Below are 19,519 nucleotides of genomic sequence, written 5' to 3'. Positions count from 1 at the left end.
CGGCTCCTCTCCGCCCTGCCACGCTCCCAGCCGCTCCCGCGGTGTGGGGGCATCGCTCATTGAGCGTAACAAAGAACCGGGGGCTTCGGCTTCGCCGCCCTGCGGGCGGGAGCCGCTTGACCCCGCTCTGAAGAACGGGGCATGCGCGTCACTTTCGGTCATGGAGGACAGGGTACGGCAGCTCAGCCCTCCAGCCACCCCGCTGGAAAGCGCGTGTTCGGAAAGATGGACTGGGCGGCCGCGAGCAGTTCCGGCCAGCGCCCCCGCCCGTAGCGGCGCGAGAGGTGGAGCAGGCACAGTTCCCGCACCCCCGCTGCTCGCGCCAGGGCGGCCACCTGCGTGACCGTCGTGTGGTGATGCCGCGCCGCCAGGGCCGCCTCCTCGGGTGCGTACTGTGCTTCGGCGTAGAGGGTGTCCACCCCGGACAGTAGGGGGGCCAGCCTGTCCTGCTCCGGCCCGTCGAGCAAAAAATCCGTCAGGTAGGCGACGCTCTCGCCGGTTTGCCGCCGCAGCAGCCGTGCGGCCAGATCGTCCGCATCAAAGGGGGTGCCGTGAATGTCCAGCCTGCCCCTCGCTCCTGCCTTGAGCTGCGCGAGCCAGGGACCAGGCTTCAGGTCGAGGGCGGCGAGCTGCGCCGTATCCACCGTCATCCGCTCCGGCTCACGCACCACGTAGCCCAGGCAAGGGCCGTGGTGCTGGAGGAGAAGGGCCTTGACGGTGGCCTGGGGAGTGGTCAGCAGGAGGCTTGGCCGCGGGGTCGTGCCTTCCTCGTGCATCCCTTCAAAGGCCTCACGCGCCTCAAAGCGAAAGGTACGGACTTCGCGGGCGTCCACGTCGTGCACGTGCCAGGTCGCATGCAGCTCGGGCGCGTGGTTCCACCAGTAGCCCTGAAAGCGGTGGCCCAGGATGCGGGCGGTGCCGGGCGGCCCCCAGATGTGGTTGGGGCGGTTCGTTCGGTCGAAGGTGGCGCGGAAGAAGCGGTCGAAGCCCGCCACATGGTCCATGTGCAGATGCGAGAACAGCAGGTGGTCGGTGGCCTGGATCTCCGCGAGCGGCAACCCGTCCAGCGTGTCCTCCCCGCAGTCCAGGAGCAGCCGGGTCTGCCCCTGGCCGCTGTCGGCGGTGACCCAGAGGGCGTTGTCCCCGGTGGGGCGGCCAAGCACCTGTACCTTCAGCATGAACGTAGCCTAGTCGGCGGAGGAGCGGACCGGGCGCAGGCGGCTTCCCCGCACGTGCAGCACCAGGCCGCCCAGCACCAGCCCTGCCCCCAGCAGCTTCAGGGGCGGAAAGCTCTCGTGATAGAAGGCGGCGCTCGCCAGCATCCCGAACACGGGCACAAGCAGCGAGAGGGGCGCGACGCGGGCGGCCCCGTGCTGCTGGATCAGCCCGCTCCACACGCCGAAGCCCAGCACCGTGTTGCCCAGGCCCATGAAGAGCACCGCCGCCCAGAAGGCGGGGCCCGAGGTGGTCAGGGTGTCGGCGACCGCCTCCCAGCCGGAGGTCAGTCCCGCCAGCAGCGTGAGGGGCAGCGGCGCGATCAGGCTGCTCCAGATCACCAGGCCGAAGACGTTTGCCCCGCCCGACGCCCGTACGAGCAGGTTGCTCACCGCCCACCCCAGGGCCGCGACGAGCGTGAGGGGCAGCCCCGCCAGGGTGACGTCCCCGCCTGCCGTGAGTCCGATCAGCGCCATGCCGCCAAAGGCGAGCGTCATCCCGAGCATCTGTGGCGGTGTGACGCGTTCCCCCAGGAAACGTGCGGCCAGCAGCGCCGTGAAAAAGGCCTGCGTCTGCATCAGCAGCGAGGCCACACCCGCGCTCATGCCCAGCTGCACGGCCAGGTACAGCAGCCCGAACTGCACCACCCCCACCGCGAGGCCGTACCCCCACAGGATGGGTGCGGAAACCCGCGGGCGCGGCACGAACAGCACGGCGGGAAAGGCGGCCACCGCGAAGCGCAGCGCGGCCACCAGCAGCGGCGACGCCCCGGCCACCGACCACTTGATCACCACGAAGTTCACCCCCCAGAGAAAGGTGATCAGCAGGGCGAGCAGCAGGCTCCGGGGGGGCAGGGCAGCGGGGGGCATCGGCTCCCGAGTGTACGCCCGTCCCCGTCCGTGCGTGCAGCTATACGGGACGGGCCTTTCTGCATCTTTACTCAGGGCCTGCGTATACTCATGCTCTATGACCAAGGCCGCCCGCCCCTCAGAAAAGTCCAGTACGGCCAAGAAGTCGCGGATGAAGGCGAATAATCCTGCGCTGCTCACGCCGGAGACGCTGCCTGAGCCGGTGATGCCGGGCCGCGACTTCCTCAGCAACCTCGACATGACGCCCGCCGAGCTGCGGACGGTGCTGGATACCGCCCACGCCATGAAGCGCGGCGAGTGGCGGGCCGTTAGGCCCCTGGCGGGCCTCAGCCTCGCGCTGATTTTCGAGAAGGCGTCCCTGCGCACCCGCACCACCTTCGACGTGGGCATGTACCAGCTCGGGGGGCACGCGATCGCCCTGAGCAACGCGGAGATCGGCCTGGGCACCCGCGAGCGCGTCTCGGACGTGGCCCGCAACCTGGAGCGCTGGGTAGACGGGGTGATGGGCCGGGTGTACCTCCAGCAGACGCTGCAAGAACTTGCGGACCATGCCGCCATCCCCGTCATCAATGGCCTGTCCGACATGCTGCACCCCGCACAGCTCCTGGCCGACTACCAGACCATCGAGGAAGAATTTGGCCCCGACCTGCGCGGGCGGCGGGTGGTGTACATCGGGGACGGCAACAACCTCGCCAATAGTCACATTCATCTGGGCATCCTGACGGGGACGGACGTCACCATCGTCACCCCCGTCGGGTACGAGCCGAACGGCTCCGTTCTGCTGGACGCCGTGAAACGCGGGGCGCAGGTGACCCTCACGAACGACCTGGGGGCTGTGGAGGGGGCCGACGTGCTGTACACCGATGTCTGGATCTCGATGGGCCAAGAGGCCGAGGCGGAGATTCGCCGCCGCGCCTTCCGAGGGTATCAGGTTACGCCCGCCATGCTGGATACCATCGCGCCACACGGCATCTTCCTGCACTGCCTCCCCGCCCACTACGGCGAGGAGACGGTGCCCGAGGCGACCGAGCACCCCAAGAGCCGCGTCTTCGACCAGGCCGAAAACCGCCTGCACGCGCAAAAGGCGCTGCTGTACCACGTGCTGGGCGCCTCGAGGCCCCGCTGGTAGCGTGAGCGTATGTCTCGCCCCCGCATCTTTATCGACGGCGAAGCCGGAACCACCGGCCTGCAAATTCGCGCTCGATTGGAGGGCCGCCGCGACCTCGACCTCCTGAGCATCGACCCTGCCCGCCGCAAGGACCCGGAGGCCCGGCGCGAGCTGCTCAACAGTGCTGATATCGCCATCTTGTGCCTGCATGACGACGTGGCGCGCGAGGCCGTGGCGATGATCGACAACCCCCGGACGCGGGTGCTGGACGCGAGCAGTGCTCACCGCACGGCGGACGGCTGGGTGTACGGCTTTCCCGAACTGACCCCGACGAGCCGCGAGGAGATTCGTGCGGCTCGCCGCGTCAGCAACCCGGGCTGCTACGCCACCGGCGCGGTGGCCCTGCTGCGGCCCCTCACGGACGCCGGGTTGTTGCCGCCGGATGTTCCGCTCAGCGTGCAGGGCTTTTCTGGCTACTCCGGCGGAGGCCGCGCCCTGGTGGACGCGAACGAGGGCCGGGGCGAGCATCCGATGGCGGGGCCCTTCAAGAGCTACGCCCTCGGCCTGACCCACAAGCACCAGCCGGAAATGGCGCGGCACGGCGGCCTGAAGCGCGCCCCCCTCTTCACGCCGCACGTGGGCGGCTGGCGCCAGGGCATGCTGGTGCAGATTCCGCTGCACCTCGGACCGCTGGGCGTGACGGCGGCGCAGTTGCATGAGGCCCTGGCCGACCACTACGCCGGAGAGCGCTTCGTCCGGGTGATGCCCTTCGAGCACGGTCAGCCCGCCGAACCCATCCTTGATCCTCAGACGCTCAACGGCACCAACGAACTCGAACTGTTCGTGTACGCCAGCGCAGGGGGCGAGCATGCCCTGCTCGTCTCGCGGCTGGATAACCTCGGCAAGGGAGCCAGCGGCGCCGCCGTGCAAAACCTTGACGTGATGCTGGGACTGGAGGAGGCGGGGCACAGCTACCGGGTGCCGGAGGAGAACTAACGAAAGCGAACGAAAGGCAGACGATGCCCGCCCGAGGTCGCCCTACGCTAGGACGATGGCTTGGCGGCTCCTTCCCGGTGTCCTGGGTGTGGGCCTGCTCCTGCTGGCCGCGCCGCTCTTTCAGCCGCGTTACCGGGTCGAGCAGGTCTGGGCCGCGCCCCCGCCCCCCCATCCGCTCGCCGGACTGCGGCTTCAGGGGGTGGCGGAATACGGTGGGCTGGGGCCAGGGCGCATGGACATCGACCGTTTTCTGGAGGTCAAGTGCAGCGTTCTCCCCGGACGCGGCTGGCGACTCCCCGGCACCTCGACCGGGCGCGAGCCGGCCCCCGAGCCCATCTGGACCCGGCGCGGCTTTCAGGTCACCTGGGAGGCGAACGCCCTGCGCCTGCGCCTGCCGGGTCGCGTCTTGCGTTTCGACGAACCTGGGATGGTGCGGGAGCTGGTGGTGCCGGCCCAAGACGTGGCGAATGGGCGAGTCTGCCGCTAATCCTCCGCGAGGTGCGACACCACCCGAATCTCCCCGTATGTCTCCGTCTGCTCGGCGCTGAAGCTCCCCTCCTTCACGCCTTCGAGCAGCGCGGCGAAATAGGTGGTGCGTTCCCCCCAGTCTCCCGCCGGAATGCCGCGGAAGGGAAAGGTGCGCAGGCGGCGGCCAAAGGCGTGCAGGGCGGCAAGGGCGTCCGCCAGGGTCAGGCGCTCGCGGGCCAGGAGGGGCACTTCGACCTGACGGACGGCGTTTCGCGCGGCCTTGACCAGCCGGGCGAGGCTGCGGGCGGGCCCGCCGGGGCGTTCGCGGCGCGGAAGGTCCAGCGCGACCGGGCGGGCCGGAATCAGGCCCTCGCGTTCGCGGCGGCGAGCGGCCAGAAAGCTCACCAGCGCGTCCAGCTCGGCGAGCGCCTCCACTCCCTCCACCACGTCGTCCAAAAGGTCATCCGCGAAGTCGCCGGGGTCGGGGCCTTCTGGCTCGGGCTGGGGCAGCAGCAGCCGCGCCTTGAGGGCGATCACGTTCGCCAGGGCGGGCAGCGCCTCCGGGTGCGCGTCCAGGGTTCCGGCCTGCGCCTGCGCCCAGCCCAACACCTCCCGCGTGAGTGGGAGTAGCGGCACGGCCGCAGGCAGCACCCGCCCCGCCCGCAGCGCCGAGGCGAGGTCGGCCAGCGTCCCCTCAAAGACGGGAAGCCGGACTGTAAACCCGGCAGCGAACGCGGGCGGCGGGGCCAGAACCGTCAAGGCCTCCTCCTGCCACAAGCTCCGCGCGACCCGCCGCACCCCATCAGAGCCTCAGGAACCCCACCTTCTCCCGCACTTCCTCCATCACGGGCCGGGCGATCTCGCGGGCCTCCTGCGCGCCCTGTGCGAGGGCGTCCCGCACCCAGTCGGGATCGGCCCGCAGCTCGGCGGCCCGCTCCTGGAGCGGCGTGAGTTCGCGGCGTATCCCCTCCATCAGCATCTTTTTGCAGTCCACGCAGCCGATGCCGGCAGTGCGGCAGCCGGTGAACGCCACCTCGATGGTCGGAAGGTCCGAAAAGAGCTTGTGGTAGTCCCCGATCAGGCACTTCTCGGGGTCGCCGGGGTCAGAGCGGCGCACGCGGGCGGGATCGGTCGGGGCCACCCGCAGCTTCTGCCAGATCGAGTCCAGCGGCTCCAGAATCCCGATGGTGCTCCCCTCGCCCTTGCTCTTGCTCATCTTGCCCTGACCGTCTACCCCGGGAATCCGCAGGGCGTCTTTGGCATACACCGCCTGCGGCTCGGGGAAGGTCTCGCCGTAGGTATGGTTAAACTTGCGGGCGATCTCACGGGTCAGCTCGATGTGCTGGGTCTGGTCCTCGCCGACGGGCACGGTGTCTGCCTTATACAGCAGGATGTCGGCCGCCATCAGCACCGGGTACATCAGCAGGCCCGCTGGAACACTCTCCAGGTGCGCCGCCTTGTCCTTGTACTGCGTCATGCGCTCCAGCTCGCCCACGGGGGTGAGGGCCGTGAACACCCAGCTCAGCTCCTGGTGCTCCGGAACCTGCGACTGCACGAAGAAGATGACCCGCTCGGGGTCAAGGCCCGCCGCGAAGTTCGCTACGGCCATCTCCAGGGTGCGTTCGGCGAGCGCCGCTGGATCGTAGGCGGCCGGGTTGGTGATGGCGTGGAGATCGACCACGCAGTAGATCGAGTTCTTGCCGTACGTATCACCCAGCCGCACGTAGTTTTTCATCGCCCCGAAGTAGTTGCCGATGTGGGGGTTGCCCGTCGGTTGAATTCCTGAAAACACGCGCGGCATAACCCACCCATTCTAGCGGGGGCGGCCCCCAAGGGCGGCGAAGCCAAGATCAGCGCTTCGCTGCGTCCTGAGCGCTACCGGTTTCGGGCGTGCCCCCCTTCGTTGCCGCGCTGTTGTCGGTAGACGCGGCGCCCTTACCGCTGCTTGCTCCGGCATCCTGCTTGCCCTCGGCGGACGACTGGGGTGCGGCGGCGGCCAGGCGCTTTTCTTGGGCGGCAAGGACCTTTTGCAGGTTATTCACCGGCTTCAGCGCGGCGACTTCCTTGGCCAGGTAGGCCTGTCCGACCTCGTTGCGCTTCTCAGCCAGGACCGTTTCCCGAATCTGGTCACGCACCTGCGCGAGCGGCTGCACGGCCGCGGGTTTCAGATCGGTCACGTAGGCGACGAGGTAGCGGTTTCCCACCTTGACGACGTCACTGAGGCGGCCTTCTCCCACGGGCCGCAGGTCTTTGGCGGTAAACACCGCAGCTTCCAGCGCTGCGTCGAGGGTGCCCGGAGTACCGGCAGTCCCGGGGCTGACCTCACCGCGCTCGCTGACGGTGCCGCCTGCCTTGGCCGCAGCGGTGGCCAGGCTGCCTTGTCCGTTCCAGCTCTGCCGGAAGGCAAGGGCCTTGTTCTGGTCGGGGAAGCTGATCTCGGTGACGGTCGCCTGAGCCGGAGTCTCGAACTGCTGGCGGTTGTTGGCGTAGTACTGCCGGATCTCGGCGTCGGTAACCTGCACGTTCCGCGCCCCGTAGGCGGCGAGGCCCGCGGCGAGTTCCTGACGCGTGCCGGTGAGGGCGAGCTTCTTGTCCTGCACAATCTTTGGCGCCGCATAGCCCTGGATCAGCCCCTCGACGATCTGCGGCTTCAGGATGCTATTCACGAGCTGCCCGGCCTGCTCCGGGGGCACCTGCCCCAGCAGCCCGGCGAAATTCTGGTTCCCCACGACCTGCGCCACCACCTCGGAGTAGGGGATGTTCTGCCCGGCGACGCTCGCCACCGTCGGGTTTTCGGTCTTCCAGTTGGGATCAAGAACCTCGATCTTGGCGCCCCGTTCGAGCTCGGTCAGCCAGCGTTCCACCGCCGCATTCTTCTTCTGCTCATTGACGGCAGTGACCGCGTCCGCCTTGGCCTGGTCGAAGGGTTTGGTGACGGGCGGCAGGTACCGCTCGACCTTGACGATGTAGAACTTGCCGCCGCTTTCCACCACGTCCGTGACGCCGCCCCCAGTAAGCGCGAAGGCGGCCGTCCCCACCTCGGCGGGCAGAGCGACCTGCGCGACCGGGCGGGGGCTGCCGTTTTCAATGGGACCAAGGGCGCCGCCACGGTCCTTGAATTCCAGGCTGTTCTGGCTGGCGAGCTGGGCGAAGTCGGCGCCCTCCCGGATCTGCCGCAGCAGGCGCTCGGCCTTGGCCTTGTCGTTCACGACGATCTGACGGCCCACGATGCGGGGATCGGTCTGGAAGCTTTCCGGGTGCAGCTCGTAGTACAGCCGCGCTTCCGCGTCGGTGGCAGGCTGGGCGCTCTTCTGGATTTCCTCGACCTTGCGGTTCACGGCGAGCTGCTCGCGCATCTGCTGCCGGAACTCCGCGTCGGTCAGGCCCGCCGCTTGCAGGGCGTCCGTCCAGGCCTTGTTGTCTGTGAGGTTGTTCGCCTCGCGGATCTTCTGGACCTCGGCGTTCGCGTCCGCGCGGCTCACCTCGATATCCCGGGCCGCCTGCTTGAGCACCTCCTGGCGGGCCGCCTGCGCGACCACCAGGGTTTTGAAGTCGTCGGCCAACACGCCGCTGTCGGCACTGGCGAGCACAGGATTGGCCCGGCGCAGAGCCTCGAGCTCCTCGACCGTCACCGTCTGCCCGTTGACCTTCAGTGCCGGCGTGCCCTTTTGCCCCCTTCCAAACAGCGCGCCCACATTCGGCGTGAACTGGTAGGCCATGCCAACCACCAGCAGCAATGCCAGAACGCCCAGCAGGACGTTGACGAATCTCTTCCTCTTCACTTGATCTCCTTTTCGCTGCGTGCTACGTTACCTGAGCTTTGCGCTCGTAGCTCAGGTGGATAGAGCGTTGGCCTCCGGAGCCAAAGGTCACTGGTTCGAGTCCAGTCGAGCGCGCCACCCACCCTCAAGACGCCACCCGCACGGGTGGTGTTTTTGTTGGCCGCGCGTGGGCGGCGGGCGTGTGGGACGGCTTTCTGAGGCGCACGCGGGCGATTCTAGCACGCCCTCTCAAGGGCACATGAAGCCCTGAAGCTCGGCCAGGCCGCTGTTTTTTTTGCTGCTCTCATACTTGCAGCAGGGCAGGCGCGCTGTACCCTAGGAGCATGAATGTGCTTGCTCTCCTGGAGCGCCTGCCCGGCAGCTACGCCGGTCCTACCCGCCCTGAACCCGGTCCCCACGGGCTGATGGGCGTGGGGGAGGGGGCGCTGGCCGCGCACCTGGCGGCCCCGTTGGTGTCTGGAACCTTTACCCGAAGCGGGACCCAGTTCGTGCTGTCGAGTGCCGATGCGGGGGACGCGGCGCGTGACTACGCTGACCTTGCGGAGGTCGCGGGCGTGGCGGTGCGGCGCGTGAGCACCGGCGGCAGCTCCGACGACGTAGACGTGCTTGTGCCCGGCGGGCTGAGTACGCCCTACCACGCCGGGCAGTACCTCGCCCACGCCACCGGACACGCGGCGGAAGCTGAGGAGGCAGAGCTGCTGCTGGCCAACCTCCGCGACCGCTGCGCTCCCCACGTCACTGAGGCCAACCCCGCCCGGGACCTCGCCTGGACCCTGTGGGGTCGCCTGCCCCTGCTGCTGGCCGCGCCCGAGGCCGACGCGCTTCCGCACGCCTGGCAGTCACTCCTTGCTCGTGTGGGCAAGACGCTCTCGGTGCCCGTACTGGGTGATCCCCTCGCCCTGGCGACCGGGGCTTTTGAGGCGCAGCACGAGAAGGGGGACGCCAAGGTGGCCCTGATTCTGGGCGATTCCGATCCCACCCTTGACATCGTGCGTGAGGTGCTCGAAACCCGGATCGACGAGGTGGTACACGTCCCCTACCCGGAAGGCGTTCATCCCGACCGTCCCGGTGGATACGCCGCGCAGCTTGCCCTGTGGTACTTCGGGGCGTGGGTTGCCGCCTACCTCGCCGAACGCTATGCCGTAGAGGCGAGCGATCCCCCCATGCTGGCCCGAGCACAGGCCGTATTGGCGGGCGAACCGGTCGCCTCGTCGACCGAGCCAGAGGGTGGAACAGGTCCGCGCCGCAACCTCATTCGCAACGAGCGCGAGGGCGCAGCAGACGAGTCCGAGACCTACGACGAGGCTTACGACGAGGACGAGCCCGCAGAGCGGTAGGGCAAGGTCAGCGGTGCGGTCCGCCCGTGTTCGCTCGTTCCCGCCGGACCTGCTCAGCCAGCTCGCGGGCGGCCTGAGCGACCGCCTGAAGCTCGGGGGCGGAATGGAGGGCCTCCAGGTACCGCTCGCTGAGGCGCTGGGCCGGTTCCCAGTAGCGGGTGTCCTCGGCGACGAGAACCAGCGCCTCGGCAACCTCACGCCGGGTCTGACAGCGCAGCTTGAAGAGGTCCAGAAGGGCACGGCGGGCAAGCGGGCGCATACTGTTATGGTGACGCGCCGCTCTCACACGGCTCTGACACGCCGGGTCAGCGGGTGGCCGCAGCAAGCTCCGGTTCTGCGGTCGGCGGCCGCTCCTCTGCCAGCCCCAGCAGGTGCCAGACGGCGGCATTCCACCCGCGGTCGTCGAGCACGCGGTACAGGTGGGCCCACTGCCAGCGGCGATAGGCGTCGGCGGCAGCCTCCAGTTCGGCCTCGTCCGCGTCCACCTGGGCGGGCATGAACAGGGGACGAAGCCGCGGGGCAGACAGCGCTCCTTCCAGTTCCGCAAGCGTTTTGGGCCCAAAGGCGAACGCGACTCGGCCCGCCCTGAGCCAGCGGACCAGGTCAGCCTCCTCCGGCAGGGTATACAGAATGAGTTCGCCCCCCGGGTGGGCCTCGCCGGCAGCCACCAGCGTGAGGCCCGGCACCTGGTTCCGCAGATAGGCTGCCACCGGCCCGGTTGCATAGGCGCTCGCTCCGGCACCCAGGTGCTGCATCGCGGCTTTGGGCTCGAGACGGGGGAGGGGCGGGGCGTCAAGCCAAGAGCTGTCTAGACCCAGCGGGGCAGGGGCGCGCAGGGCCTGCCCCTGAAGCTCCAGACGCACCTCACCGCGCCACTCGCTGCTCACGAGGTGCGCGGCGAGGTCTCGCTCACCGGGAGCGGCATTCTGCTCCCCGTGTTTGATGCCGCGCAGGCCGCCGATCTGGAATTGCAGGCTGTCCCCGCGTTTCCCCACCAACCGCGTGTTGCTCAGCGGTTCGCGCACGTGCCAAAGGGGCGGGGCATGCCCAGTGCCAAAGGGCTCGAACGCCTCGACCTGCCGGACCAGTTCTGGGGTGACCCCCAGCGTGGGGAGCGGCGCGTCCAGGCGGTGCACCGGAACAGGGCGGGGAAACTGCCGCACGTACTCGTGCAGGCGCCGCCGCAGCGCCGTGAAGTTCTCCTCCTCCAGCGCGAAGCCGGCAGCACCTGGGTGCCCGCCGTAGCGCTTGAGGAGGTCATGGCTGTAGCGCAGGCCCTCCACCGCGCTGATGCCGGGCGTGGAGCGCACGGACCCCTTGCCCTGCGCGACGATGTACACCGGCTTGTGGAAGGTCTCCACCAGCTTGCTCGCCACGATCCCCATCACGCCGGCGTGCCAGTCCGCTTTCGTCAGCACCAGGGCGGGATCAGCGGGGTCGGCAAGATGCAGGGCTTCCGCGTACATCCGCTCTTGGATGCCCCGGCGTTCCAGGTTCCGGGCCTCCAGGTGCGTCACCAGGGTTCGGGCCTCGTGGGTGCTCTCGGTGGTCAGGAGGTTCAGGGCGAGATCGGCGTCCCCCATGCGCCCGGCCGCATTGACCAGCGGCGCGAGCAAAAAGGCCACGTCCCGAGCACCCGGGCGCGTGACCCGCTTCGCCTCGAGCAGCGCACGGATGCCGGGCAGGGAAGAACCCGCCAGCGCCTCCAGTCCCGCGCGCACGAGCGCCCGGTTCTCCCCCAGCAGCGGGGCGACATCGGCGATGGTGCCCAGGGTGGCCAGGGCGGTGAGGTCGAGCGGGGCGGGCAAGCCCAGCTCCTCGTATACGGCCCACAGGAGGTGATACGCCACACCTGCCCCGGTGAGGTTGTGCAGTTCGGGATCGTACCCCGTGGTGCGGTGCGGGTGCACCACCAGGCAGTCGGGGTAGTCGGGCCCCGGCGCGTGGTGGTCAGTCACGATGACCTCCGTGCCGCGAGCGAGGAGGGCCCGCACCTCCTCCAGGTTGGTCACCCCGCAGTCCACCGTCACCAGCAGGTCACAGGCGGCGGCGTGTTCCTCTATTCGGTCCGGGTGCAGGCCGTACCCCTCGTTCAGGCGGTGTGGGATGAAGCCGTGCACGTCCGCGCCCAGGTGACGCAGCCCCCGAATCAGGGTGGCGGTCGCACTCACGCCGTCTGCGTCGTAGTCGCCGTGGATGCGGATCCGCCGGTGCTGGCGCAGCGCCGCAACAATCCGCTGCGCCGCCTCCCGGAGGGCTGGATTGGGCGTGAGGGTCAGGGGCGGGTCCAGGTGCGCCGGGGTGAGGCGGCGACCAGACAGAACCTGCGCGAGCGGCGGCGCAACGCGCCACTGCCGCATGCTCTCCAACAGGGCCACGCGACTCGCGGGCGGTGCGAGCAGCCAGCGAGCTTCCAGCGGTGCCGAAAGCGCCGGTGTCATGCCTGCTCCAGGGGGGTGATCTCTTGCCCCGGGACAGGTGGTGTGGGAAGCGTTCCCAGCCGTGCCTGGAGGGTCGCCGTCAATCGCCGTTCCAGGGCCGCTTGTTCCCGCAGCGCTCGGCGGCGGCGCAGCCCGGCCAACCACAGGGGCGGGAGCAGCAGCAGGGCCATGTAGGCGGCGCCCAGGCCCAGGAACAGCGCAAACGCCTCACCGGCCGGCAGCAGCAGTTCGCCGCGACCCAGCGGCAGCGGCAGGCGTACTCGGGCCGGGTTTTCGAGCGCGACGAGCAGCAGGTAGGTGCCTAGGGCGAGCAGCAGCAGCACCTGAATAAACTGCACGAGTCGCATGGAATCAGTCTAGCGCCCGAAGTGAAGCGGAAGCCAGGCAAACAGGAAAAAAGGCCCCACTGGGGGGCCTCAGGGGAGGGGACGGGCGTTTAGAAGTAGAACTTCAGGCCAGCCTTGACGGCGGGCGCAAAGCCGCGGTCCGTGGTGGTGGTCGAGCTGCTCAACGCGCCGGTGCCCTTGTTGCTCAGGTAGTAGCGGCCGTTCCCCTCCACGAAGGCGGCGATGGAGTTGGTGATCTGGAAGTCCACGCCCACCAGGCCGTTCACGTAGGTGTCGGTCACGTTGGTGGTGGTCGAGCTGCGGCTGGCGCTGCTCGTCAGGCCCAGACCGGCGCCCACGTAGGGCTGGATGTTGCTGCCGGTGTTGATCTGGTAGGTGGCGTTCACGTCCGCCGAGACCGCGTTCTGGCCGGGCTTGTAGTCGGCCGAGACGCGGGCACCAAAAGGCCCGATGAGCTGGGTGCTGCCGATCATGCCGCCGAAGCTGGCGCAGTAGTTCACGGGGCGGCCGCCAGCGCGGGGCACGTAGCAGGGCTGGCCCGCGGGAGCGGCGCTCGCCCCGACGCTGACCCCGGCGTACAGGTTGCCGCGCGTCACACCGTTGGCCTGGGGGGTGGTGTCACCGATCACCACCGTGCTGGGCGCGGGCTCGGTGGTGACGGTGCCGGTCGTGGTGGTGCCGGTCGCAGGAGCGGCATTGATGCGCTGTTCCAGGGCAGCAATCCGGGCTTCCAGCGCCGTGGTGTCGGCGGCGGGGCCAGCAGGGCCAGCGGGGCCGGCAGGACCCTGGGGACCGGCGGGAATGTTGCGCACGGCGGCCTCCAGAGCGTCGATACGGGCGGTGAGGGCCGTCACGTCCGCACCCGCTGCCCCGGTGCCCAGGGCGTTGATGCGCTCTTCCAGCGCCGCGATGCGGGCCTGCTGTTCGGCGCTCAGGCGCTCCAGATCCGTCACGCGGCTGCTGATGGCGGCCAGCTCCGTGCTGACTTCCTGCATGCCGCGCGTGATGGTCGCCAGATCCGTCTGACTGAGGTTACCGCTGCTGAGCGCGCCGGTCTGAAGCAGGCGGTAGAAGATCAGGGCTGCCTGGTAGCGCGTCAGGTTCTCGTTGCCGCGGAAGGTGCCGTCGGGAAAGCCCTGGATCAGGCCACGCTGCGTGATGATGTCCACGGCGTCCTTGGCCCAGTGCCCGGCGGGCACGTCACTAAAGGTGACCACCTGGGCCGGAGCGGCTGTGGTCGTGGCCGGAGTGGTGGCCGGAGCCGTAGGCGTCGTGGGCGTGGTCGTGCCGGTCTGGGCGCTGGCCGCGCCGAGGCTAAGAGCCAAGGTGGAGGCGATCATCAAGGACTTGCGCATGAGGTTCTCCTTTGTCTCGCACAGGCACGGCTTGCCGCCCTGGTGCATGGGATCACCGTAGGCAGACCCGGTGAGTGGCTTGTGAATCGTGCCGCGAGAGCGGCTCCCCAGCACCCCGATTTTTTCTCAACCTGACGAGCTTTTGCCAAAACTAAGTCTATAATGAGAAAGTGCTCAGCCCGAATGAGAGCAAGGGTTGCCTCTAAAACGTACTTTCTCCTAAAGAAATGAGAAAGCTTCTGGAAGCTTCAGCCATCACCTTCATGAGAAAATGCTCATTCCCCCTCAGAAGAAAAGGGCGGATCTCGCCGCCCTGTGAAGATGGGGTGAGAATAACCGGATCCCCCTTGTGTGGAAAAATTCACGGCTCAGGGCGAAACGGTGCCCGCGTATACTCGCCCGCATGAGTCAGATTCACCTTCGTGCGCAGCCCGGCGACGTGGCCGAGTACGTTCTGTTGCCCGGCGACCCCAACCGGGCGCGTCACATCGCCGAGACGTACCTGGAGGACGCCGAACTCTACACCGAACACCGGCAGCTGCTGGGCTTTACCGGCAGCTACCGCGGTGTTCGGGTCAGCGTGCAGACCACCGGCATGGGCTGCCCGAGCGCGGCCATCGTCGCCGAGGAGCTCGCGCGGCTGGGCGCGACAACGCTTCTGCGTGTGGGGACCCTGGGCGGCGCGACGCCCCGGGTGAAGCCCGCCGACCTCGTGGTGGCCACGGCGGCCGTTCCCCACGACGGCACCACCCGCCAGCTGCTGGGGGGAGCACCCTACGCGCCCGCGGCGAGCTTCGAGGTGGTCGAGGCCGCGGTGCAGGCGGCTCGCGCCCAGGGCGTGCCGCACCACGTCGGCTTGATCATGACCGAGGACGCTTTTTACGCGAGCACACCCGAACACGCTCGGCTGTGGGCCGCGCGCGGCGTGCTGGGCTTTGAGATGGAAGCCAGCGCCCTTTTCCTCGTCGCCGCGCAGCATGGCCTGCGGGCCGGGTGCCTGACCACCTGCAGTAACGACATCGGTGACCCGCAGCTTGTCCCCGGGGAGGTGCTGGCCGAGGGGGTGGACCGGATGATTCGGGTCGCGCTCGACACGGTGGTGACGCTGGCCAGCTGCTGAGCCCCGTACTGCGGCCCGGCTTCCCCTTGCCGCGGCGGCCTCGTGTCAGGATGAAGGCATGACGATGCTTGACGAGCTCGACTTTCGCAACCTGCACCTCGATCAGCATGGCCCGTTGGCGGTGCTGACTGTCAGCCGCCCCAAGGCGCTCAATGCCCTCAACGGCGACACCCTCAGCGAGTTGCGCGAGGCGCTGGACCTCGTGGGCGAAAACCCGGAGATCGGCGCGCTCATCATCACCGGGGGAGGCGACCGGGCCTTTGTGGCAGGGGCTGATATCAGCGAGCTCGCGCAGCTCGGTGACGTGTACGCGGGCCGAGAACTCGCGCTGGCCGGGCAAGACGTGATGCATCAGGTGAGCACCCTGCCGATTCCCGTGATTGCTGCCGTGAATGGCTTTGCGTTGGGGGGCGGCCTGGAACTCGCGCTGGCCTGTGACGTCCGCGTTGCGTCCCCGCGTGCTCGGCTGGGCCTGCCCGAAGTGACCCTGGGCCTGATTCCCGGCTTTGGCGGCACGCAGCGCCTTGCCCGGCTGATCGGCGCTGGCCGAGCCCTGGACCTGATGCTGACAGCGCGGCAGGTCACCGCCGAGGAGGCCCTGAGCCTGGGCCTGGTGAACTACGTCGCCGACGACCCCCTGCAAAAGGCCCGAGAAGTCGCCCAGCAGATGCTGCAGAACGCGCCCATCGCCCTCTCGCTGGTCAAGGAGGCGGTGCGCCGGGGACTCGACACCACCCTAGAGGGCGGACTGGAGGTCGAAGCCGATCTCTTTGGCCTGGCGGTGGCCACCCAGGATTTCCGCGAGGGGACCAGCGCCTTTCTCGCCAAGCGACGCGCGGAGTTCAAAGGTGAGTAAGGGTGAGTGAAGAACTGCCGCAGGCGCCCTCCCTGGGAACAGGCGAGAGCAAATTTACCCTGAGTGTGGCGGACGGCCATGTGCAGGAGGTCGAGGGACGCCGTCCCGAGACCGAAGTGGCGACGCCGCTTCTGGAAGTGCCCAGCAGGCGAATGGTGGAATTCACCACGCCCCGGTCCAAACTCATCGAGGAAGCCCACCGCGCCATTCAGGCCGACCTGGCCAACGCCCCGCGGGCCTTGGCCGCCTATGAGGCGCTGCGCACCGATCCCGAAGCGCTCGCCTGCTGGGACATGGCGAACTACGTGACGATGCGCAAGCTGGGCTACAACGACCACGGGCGCGTTCACGCCTTTATCACCGGTGCGGCGAGCCTGGCGATCACCGAGCTGCTGCTCGAGGCGGGGGTCAAACCCGACATCATGGAAAGCGGGGTGGGTGACGCAGATGACGTGTTCCTGGCGGTGATTTTGGGGACCATGCTGCACGACATCGGCAACCAGATTCACCGGGTGGGCCACGAGCAGTTTGGGGTGACCCTCGCCCTGCCGATCCTCGACCGGATTCTGGGCCCGCTGTACCCCGATCCCTTGAAGCGCACCAAGGTCCGTTCCTTTATCCTGGGTGCCATCGACTGCCATGACCTCAACCCGCCGCCCCTCACGCTGGAAGGCGGCATCACGGCGGTCGCGGACGGAACCGATATCACCAAGGGGCGCGGCCGCAAAGCCTTTGCGCTTGGCAGCGTGGATATCCACTCCATCAGCGCGCTTGCGGTGGATCAGGTCGTGATCGAGCGGGGCAAGAGCAAGCCGGTGCTTATCAGCGTCACCATGAACAACTCCGGCGGCATCTTCCAGGTGGAGGAGGTGCTGGCGCCCAAAGTGATTCGTACCCCCATGCAGAAGTACGTTGAGCTGCGCGCCACCACCCGTGAGGAGGGTGACGAGCAGATCCTGCGCCGCGTTCGCCTGGAGGGTGACCACTTCGTCATGGACCTGGAGGGCGGCGAACGGGTGGTGGCGGAGGTGCAGGACACCCAGAAGCAGGTGGCCCAGACAGTCGCGCAGAACCTGGGCGTAGGAACGGAGCGGCGGTAACCGGCACGGCTGCGGCGAGCGTGAATGTGCCCAGCCCGCACTTGCGCGGGGCTGAACCTCCGTACACTGCCGGGTGATGAAGGTCTGGGTGACTGGTCTGTCTGCCGCCGCGTTGCTCGGCGGCGCTCTTGCGATGGGCGTCGCCATTCAGGACGACGGGAAGATCGCGCCGGGCCTGCGCGTGGCCGGTGTGCCCGTCGGCGGCCTGACGCGCGAGGAGGCGCTGGCCGCCTTGGCTGGCCGTTTGCCGCCGCCGCACCCGGTGACTGTGGTGGCCGGAGAGAACCGCTGGACCGTGAGCGCAGACCAGCTGGGCTGGCGGGTCGATCCCGAGGCCAGCGTAGACACCGCCCTGCGCCTCAGTCGGGAGCGGACCCTGCTTCAGCGGGTGCGGGGCTGGGCGGGTCAGGCGAACGGGGAGAACCTGCCCCTGGTGGAGCGGGTGGACGTTGCGGCGGCCTTGGACGGCATCAAGCGCCTCACACGTCACCTGTATGCCGAGCCGAAAAACGCGGTCATCACCTTCGACAAGACGGCGAAAAGGTACGCGGTGCTGCCGGACAGCCCTGGTCGGCGGCCCAACGCTGCCGCCGCAGCCAATGCTTTGGCCAACGAGCCCTCCCGCACCACCGTGACGGTGCCCGTGACCGAATGGAAGGCGCAGCGCACGGCGCAGGCCCTGAGGGCGCAGGTGGAGCGCGGCAACCGCCTCATGCGGCCCTTGACCCTCAAACTCCAGGGCAGCGAGCGGGGCGGCACCCTCAGCGCCCTTCAGGTCGCCGACCTGTACTGGGTGCGCCCGGAGGGCATCGTTCCCGACGAAAAGACCATTCGTGCGGCGTTTGACCGAATGGCGGCGCAGCTCGATCAACCCGCCCAAAACGCCCGTTACGTCCTCCAGGACGGGCAGCTGGTCAAGGTCGCGGGCAGGGCCGGGCGCGTCACGGACCGTGCCCGGGCTTTGGCGGCCTTTCGTCAGGCCGTGCTGGACCCCGCGGTGCAGAGCGTCGTGCTGCCGAGCAAGGTCAGTTCGCCCACGCTGACGGTCGCTGAATTGCCCGATCCCAAGCGCCTGGAGCTGATCGCGACCGGCACCAGCACGTACCACGGCAGCAGCCGCGAGCGGCGCATCAACGTGGCGACGGCGGCGGCCAAGATCGACGGCGTGGTCGTGCCCGCCGGCGAAAACTTCAGTTTTCTGGCGGCGCTGGGGGGCATTACGCCCGAGAATGGCTTCGTGGGTGGGCTGATCATCAGCGGGGGGCGCACCGTCGATGGTCTGGGCGGCGGGGTGTGCCAGGTGTCCACCACCGCCTTTCGCGCCCTGTATGCGGCGGGCCTCCCCGTTGTGGAACGCAACCAGCACTCCTACCGGGTGCGGTACTACGAGCCGCAGGTGGGCTTCGAGGCGGCGGTGTACGACCCCGGTCTTGACCTCAAGATGAACAATGATACCGGCGCGCCCATCCTGATCCGCACCGTGAACAACGACGCGAAGAGCACCCTGGAGGTGCAGGTGTGGGGTGTGAAGCCCAAGCGCAGCGTGACCGTGAGCCCCGCCGTGATCCTCTCGCGCACGCCGCACCCGCCAGCCCAGTACGTGTTCAACCCCAACCTGCCCGCCGGGGTGACCCGTCAGGTGGACTGGGCGCAGGACGGCTATAGCCTCTACATCACCCGGACCATCAAAGACGAGAAGGGCATCCGCACCGACAAGGTCAGCACCGTCTATAAGCCCTGGCGCGCGGTGTACGAGTACGGACCGCGCGGCTGAGGAGCGCTCAGGGTTCGCGCCCGGCCAGGAGCCACTGCGCCTCGAAGTCACCCAGCCCCGCCGGAGCATGGGCCCTGGCCCAGCGGGCCGCTGCCTCCACGTCATAGGGGGTGCGGCGGAACTCGGCGGCCCACGTCCCGCCCCGGCGCGTGAGCAGCACCCAGCGGGCCAGCGGCAACCCGTCCTTTGGGCGGCTGACCGGCCCCGCGTTCACGACCGTCACGCCGTTCACCACGGCCAGCATCTCGTGATGGGTGTGCCCCACGACGCAGACGCGCCCCCCTGATGCAGGGGTGAAGTCCCCCAGCCGTTCCGAGAGCTCAGAGAAGTGCGCGGGCCGGGTGTGTCCCCCCTCCTCGGTGAGCAGCAGGTCCTCCCAGGGACTGCGGGGGCTGCCGTGACAGAGGCGCACCTCGCTGTCTGCCACGTCCACGCAGGTGGGGAGCTCGGCGAGGAGGCCCGGCACCTCGGGCGGAAGCTGGGCCAGGAGCCAGGTACGCATGGCCGCCTTGCCTTCCCGCAGCCCCGCTACACGCTCGTCGGTGTTGCCGCGTACGGTGACGGGCGCGTGTTCGGCTTGAAGCGCCCAGGCTCCCGCTGGGTCTGCTGCGCCCCACACGCTGTCACCCAGGTTGCAAACCAAGTCGGGCGCAGCATGCCGGATATCCTCCAACACCGCTTCCAGCGCGAAGCGGTTCCCGTGAATGTCTCCTAGGATGGCCAACCTCATGGCTTCCTCCTCGCTGACCGC

General features: G+C 68.7%; 18 protein-coding genes and 1 tRNA gene. 9 read left to right on the top strand and 10 right to left on the bottom strand.

The window, feature by feature from the left end; all coding sequences use genetic code 11:
• Positions 1-182: 182 nt before the first annotated feature.
• Positions 183-1,178 carry an MBL fold metallo-hydrolase gene (locus EI73_RS05800; RefSeq protein ID WP_034385015.1) on the bottom strand — a complete coding sequence of 332 codons (996 nt, stop codon included), beginning with the start codon at positions 1,176-1,178 and terminating at the stop codon, positions 183-185.
• A gap of 9 nt (positions 1,179-1,187) precedes the next feature.
• A complete protein-coding gene (locus EI73_RS05795) occupies positions 1,188-2,084 on the bottom strand; it encodes an EamA family transporter (protein ID WP_034385013.1) in 897 nt (298 codons plus the stop codon).
• 97 nt (positions 2,085-2,181) lie between these two features.
• Between EI73_RS05795 and argF the strand changes: the two genes are divergently transcribed.
• From argF to EI73_RS05780, 3 genes are read left to right on the top strand one after another with little or no spacing between them, the layout of a single operon-like run.
• On the top strand, positions 2,182-3,213 hold the full coding sequence (gene argF / locus EI73_RS05790; protein WP_051935424.1) for an ornithine carbamoyltransferase: 1,032 nt from the start codon (positions 2,182-2,184) through the stop codon (positions 3,211-3,213).
• Between the two features lie 9 nt (positions 3,214-3,222).
• On the top strand, positions 3,223-4,188 hold the full coding sequence (gene argC, locus EI73_RS05785) for an N-acetyl-gamma-glutamyl-phosphate reductase (RefSeq protein WP_034385011.1): 966 nt from the start codon (positions 3,223-3,225) through the stop codon (positions 4,186-4,188).
• Positions 4,189-4,243: 55 nt separating this feature from the next.
• The gene (locus EI73_RS05780) at positions 4,244-4,675 is read left to right on the top strand and encodes a hypothetical protein (RefSeq protein WP_034385008.1); all 432 of its coding nucleotides are present in this window, start codon (positions 4,244-4,246) and stop codon (positions 4,673-4,675) included.
• Here EI73_RS05780 and EI73_RS05775 read toward each other — a convergent pair.
• Genes EI73_RS05775 through EI73_RS05765 form a run of 3 tightly spaced genes read right to left on the bottom strand, consistent with a single transcriptional unit; the run spans position 4,672 to position 8,438 of the window.
• The gene (locus EI73_RS05775) at positions 4,672-5,415 is read right to left on the bottom strand and encodes a ScpA family protein (protein ID WP_051935569.1); all 744 of its coding nucleotides are present in this window, start codon (positions 5,413-5,415) and stop codon (positions 4,672-4,674) included. The two genes, EI73_RS05780 and EI73_RS05775, sit on opposite strands and share 4 nt — an antisense overlap.
• A 43-nt stretch (positions 5,416-5,458) precedes the next feature.
• Positions 5,459-6,457 (bottom strand): tryptophan--tRNA ligase, encoded by a 999-nt coding sequence (gene trpS / locus EI73_RS05770; protein ID WP_034385006.1) that lies wholly within the window; start codon positions 6,455-6,457, stop codon positions 5,459-5,461.
• Positions 6,458-6,506: 49 nt separating this feature from the next.
• Positions 6,507-8,438 (bottom strand): peptidylprolyl isomerase, encoded by a 1,932-nt coding sequence (locus tag EI73_RS05765; protein WP_034385004.1) that lies wholly within the window; start codon positions 8,436-8,438, stop codon positions 6,507-6,509.
• A 40-nt stretch (positions 8,439-8,478) separates the two neighbouring features.
• Here EI73_RS05765 and EI73_RS05760 point away from each other — a divergent pair.
• Both EI73_RS05760 and EI73_RS05755 read left to right on the top strand, forming a co-directional pair.
• Positions 8,479-8,555, top strand: a tRNA-Arg gene (locus EI73_RS05760).
• 206 nt (positions 8,556-8,761) lie between these two features.
• Positions 8,762-9,775: an SIS domain-containing protein gene (locus EI73_RS05755; protein ID WP_034385002.1), complete on the top strand. Its 1,014-nt coding sequence runs from the start codon at positions 8,762-8,764 to the stop codon at positions 9,773-9,775.
• Between the two features lie 7 nt (positions 9,776-9,782).
• Here the strand turns inward: EI73_RS05755 and EI73_RS05750 are convergent, their stop codons facing one another.
• The 4 genes from EI73_RS05750 to EI73_RS05735 form a co-directional block, all read right to left on the bottom strand.
• The gene (locus EI73_RS05750; RefSeq protein ID WP_034385000.1) at positions 9,783-10,034 is read right to left on the bottom strand and encodes a hypothetical protein; all 252 of its coding nucleotides are present in this window, start codon (positions 10,032-10,034) and stop codon (positions 9,783-9,785) included.
• A 46-nt stretch (positions 10,035-10,080) separates the two neighbouring features.
• Positions 10,081-12,216: a single-stranded-DNA-specific exonuclease RecJ gene (gene recJ, locus EI73_RS05745; RefSeq protein WP_034384997.1), complete on the bottom strand. Its 2,136-nt coding sequence runs from the start codon at positions 12,214-12,216 to the stop codon at positions 10,081-10,083.
• Positions 12,213-12,563 (bottom strand): hypothetical protein, encoded by a 351-nt coding sequence (locus EI73_RS05740; RefSeq protein ID WP_034384995.1) that lies wholly within the window; start codon positions 12,561-12,563, stop codon positions 12,213-12,215. Before EI73_RS05740 ends, recJ begins: the two co-directional genes overlap by 4 nt.
• Before the next feature lie 89 nt (positions 12,564-12,652).
• The gene (locus EI73_RS05735; RefSeq protein WP_034387803.1) at positions 12,653-13,918 is read right to left on the bottom strand and encodes an S-layer homology domain-containing protein; all 1,266 of its coding nucleotides are present in this window, start codon (positions 13,916-13,918) and stop codon (positions 12,653-12,655) included.
• A 403-nt stretch (positions 13,919-14,321) separates the two neighbouring features.
• On the opposite strand from EI73_RS05735, the gene EI73_RS05730 reads away from it, so the two are divergent.
• The 4 genes from EI73_RS05730 to EI73_RS05715 all read left to right on the top strand — a co-directional run bounded on the left by EI73_RS05730 (position 14,322) and on the right by EI73_RS05715 (position 18,768).
• Positions 14,322-15,038, top strand: a complete 717-nt coding sequence (locus EI73_RS05730; RefSeq protein WP_034384992.1) for a purine-nucleoside phosphorylase — start codon at positions 14,322-14,324, stop codon at positions 15,036-15,038.
• Positions 15,039-15,096: 58 nt separating this feature from the next.
• Positions 15,097-15,894, top strand: coding sequence for an enoyl-CoA hydratase/isomerase family protein (locus tag EI73_RS05725; protein ID WP_034384990.1), 798 nt, complete (start codon positions 15,097-15,099; stop codon positions 15,892-15,894).
• 2 nt (positions 15,895-15,896) lie between these two features.
• Entirely contained in the window at positions 15,897-16,994 is a 1,098-nt protein-coding gene (locus EI73_RS05720; protein ID WP_034384988.1) for a phosphohydrolase, read from the top strand.
• Positions 16,995-17,070: 76 nt separating this feature from the next.
• Positions 17,071-18,768: a VanW family protein gene (locus EI73_RS05715; protein WP_034384986.1), complete on the top strand. Its 1,698-nt coding sequence runs from the start codon at positions 17,071-17,073 to the stop codon at positions 18,766-18,768.
• 7 nt (positions 18,769-18,775) lie between these two features.
• Here the strand turns inward: EI73_RS05715 and EI73_RS05710 are convergent, their stop codons facing one another.
• Positions 18,776-19,498 (bottom strand): metallophosphoesterase, encoded by a 723-nt coding sequence (locus EI73_RS05710; protein WP_034384984.1) that lies wholly within the window; start codon positions 19,496-19,498, stop codon positions 18,776-18,778.
• Positions 19,499-19,519 lie beyond the last annotated feature (21 nt).

Source organism: Deinococcus sp. YIM 77859, from assembly GCF_000745175.1.
Classification (GTDB): domain Bacteria; phylum Deinococcota; class Deinococci; order Deinococcales; family Deinococcaceae; genus Deinococcus.
This window is presented reverse-complemented; position numbering and strand designations above follow the sequence as displayed.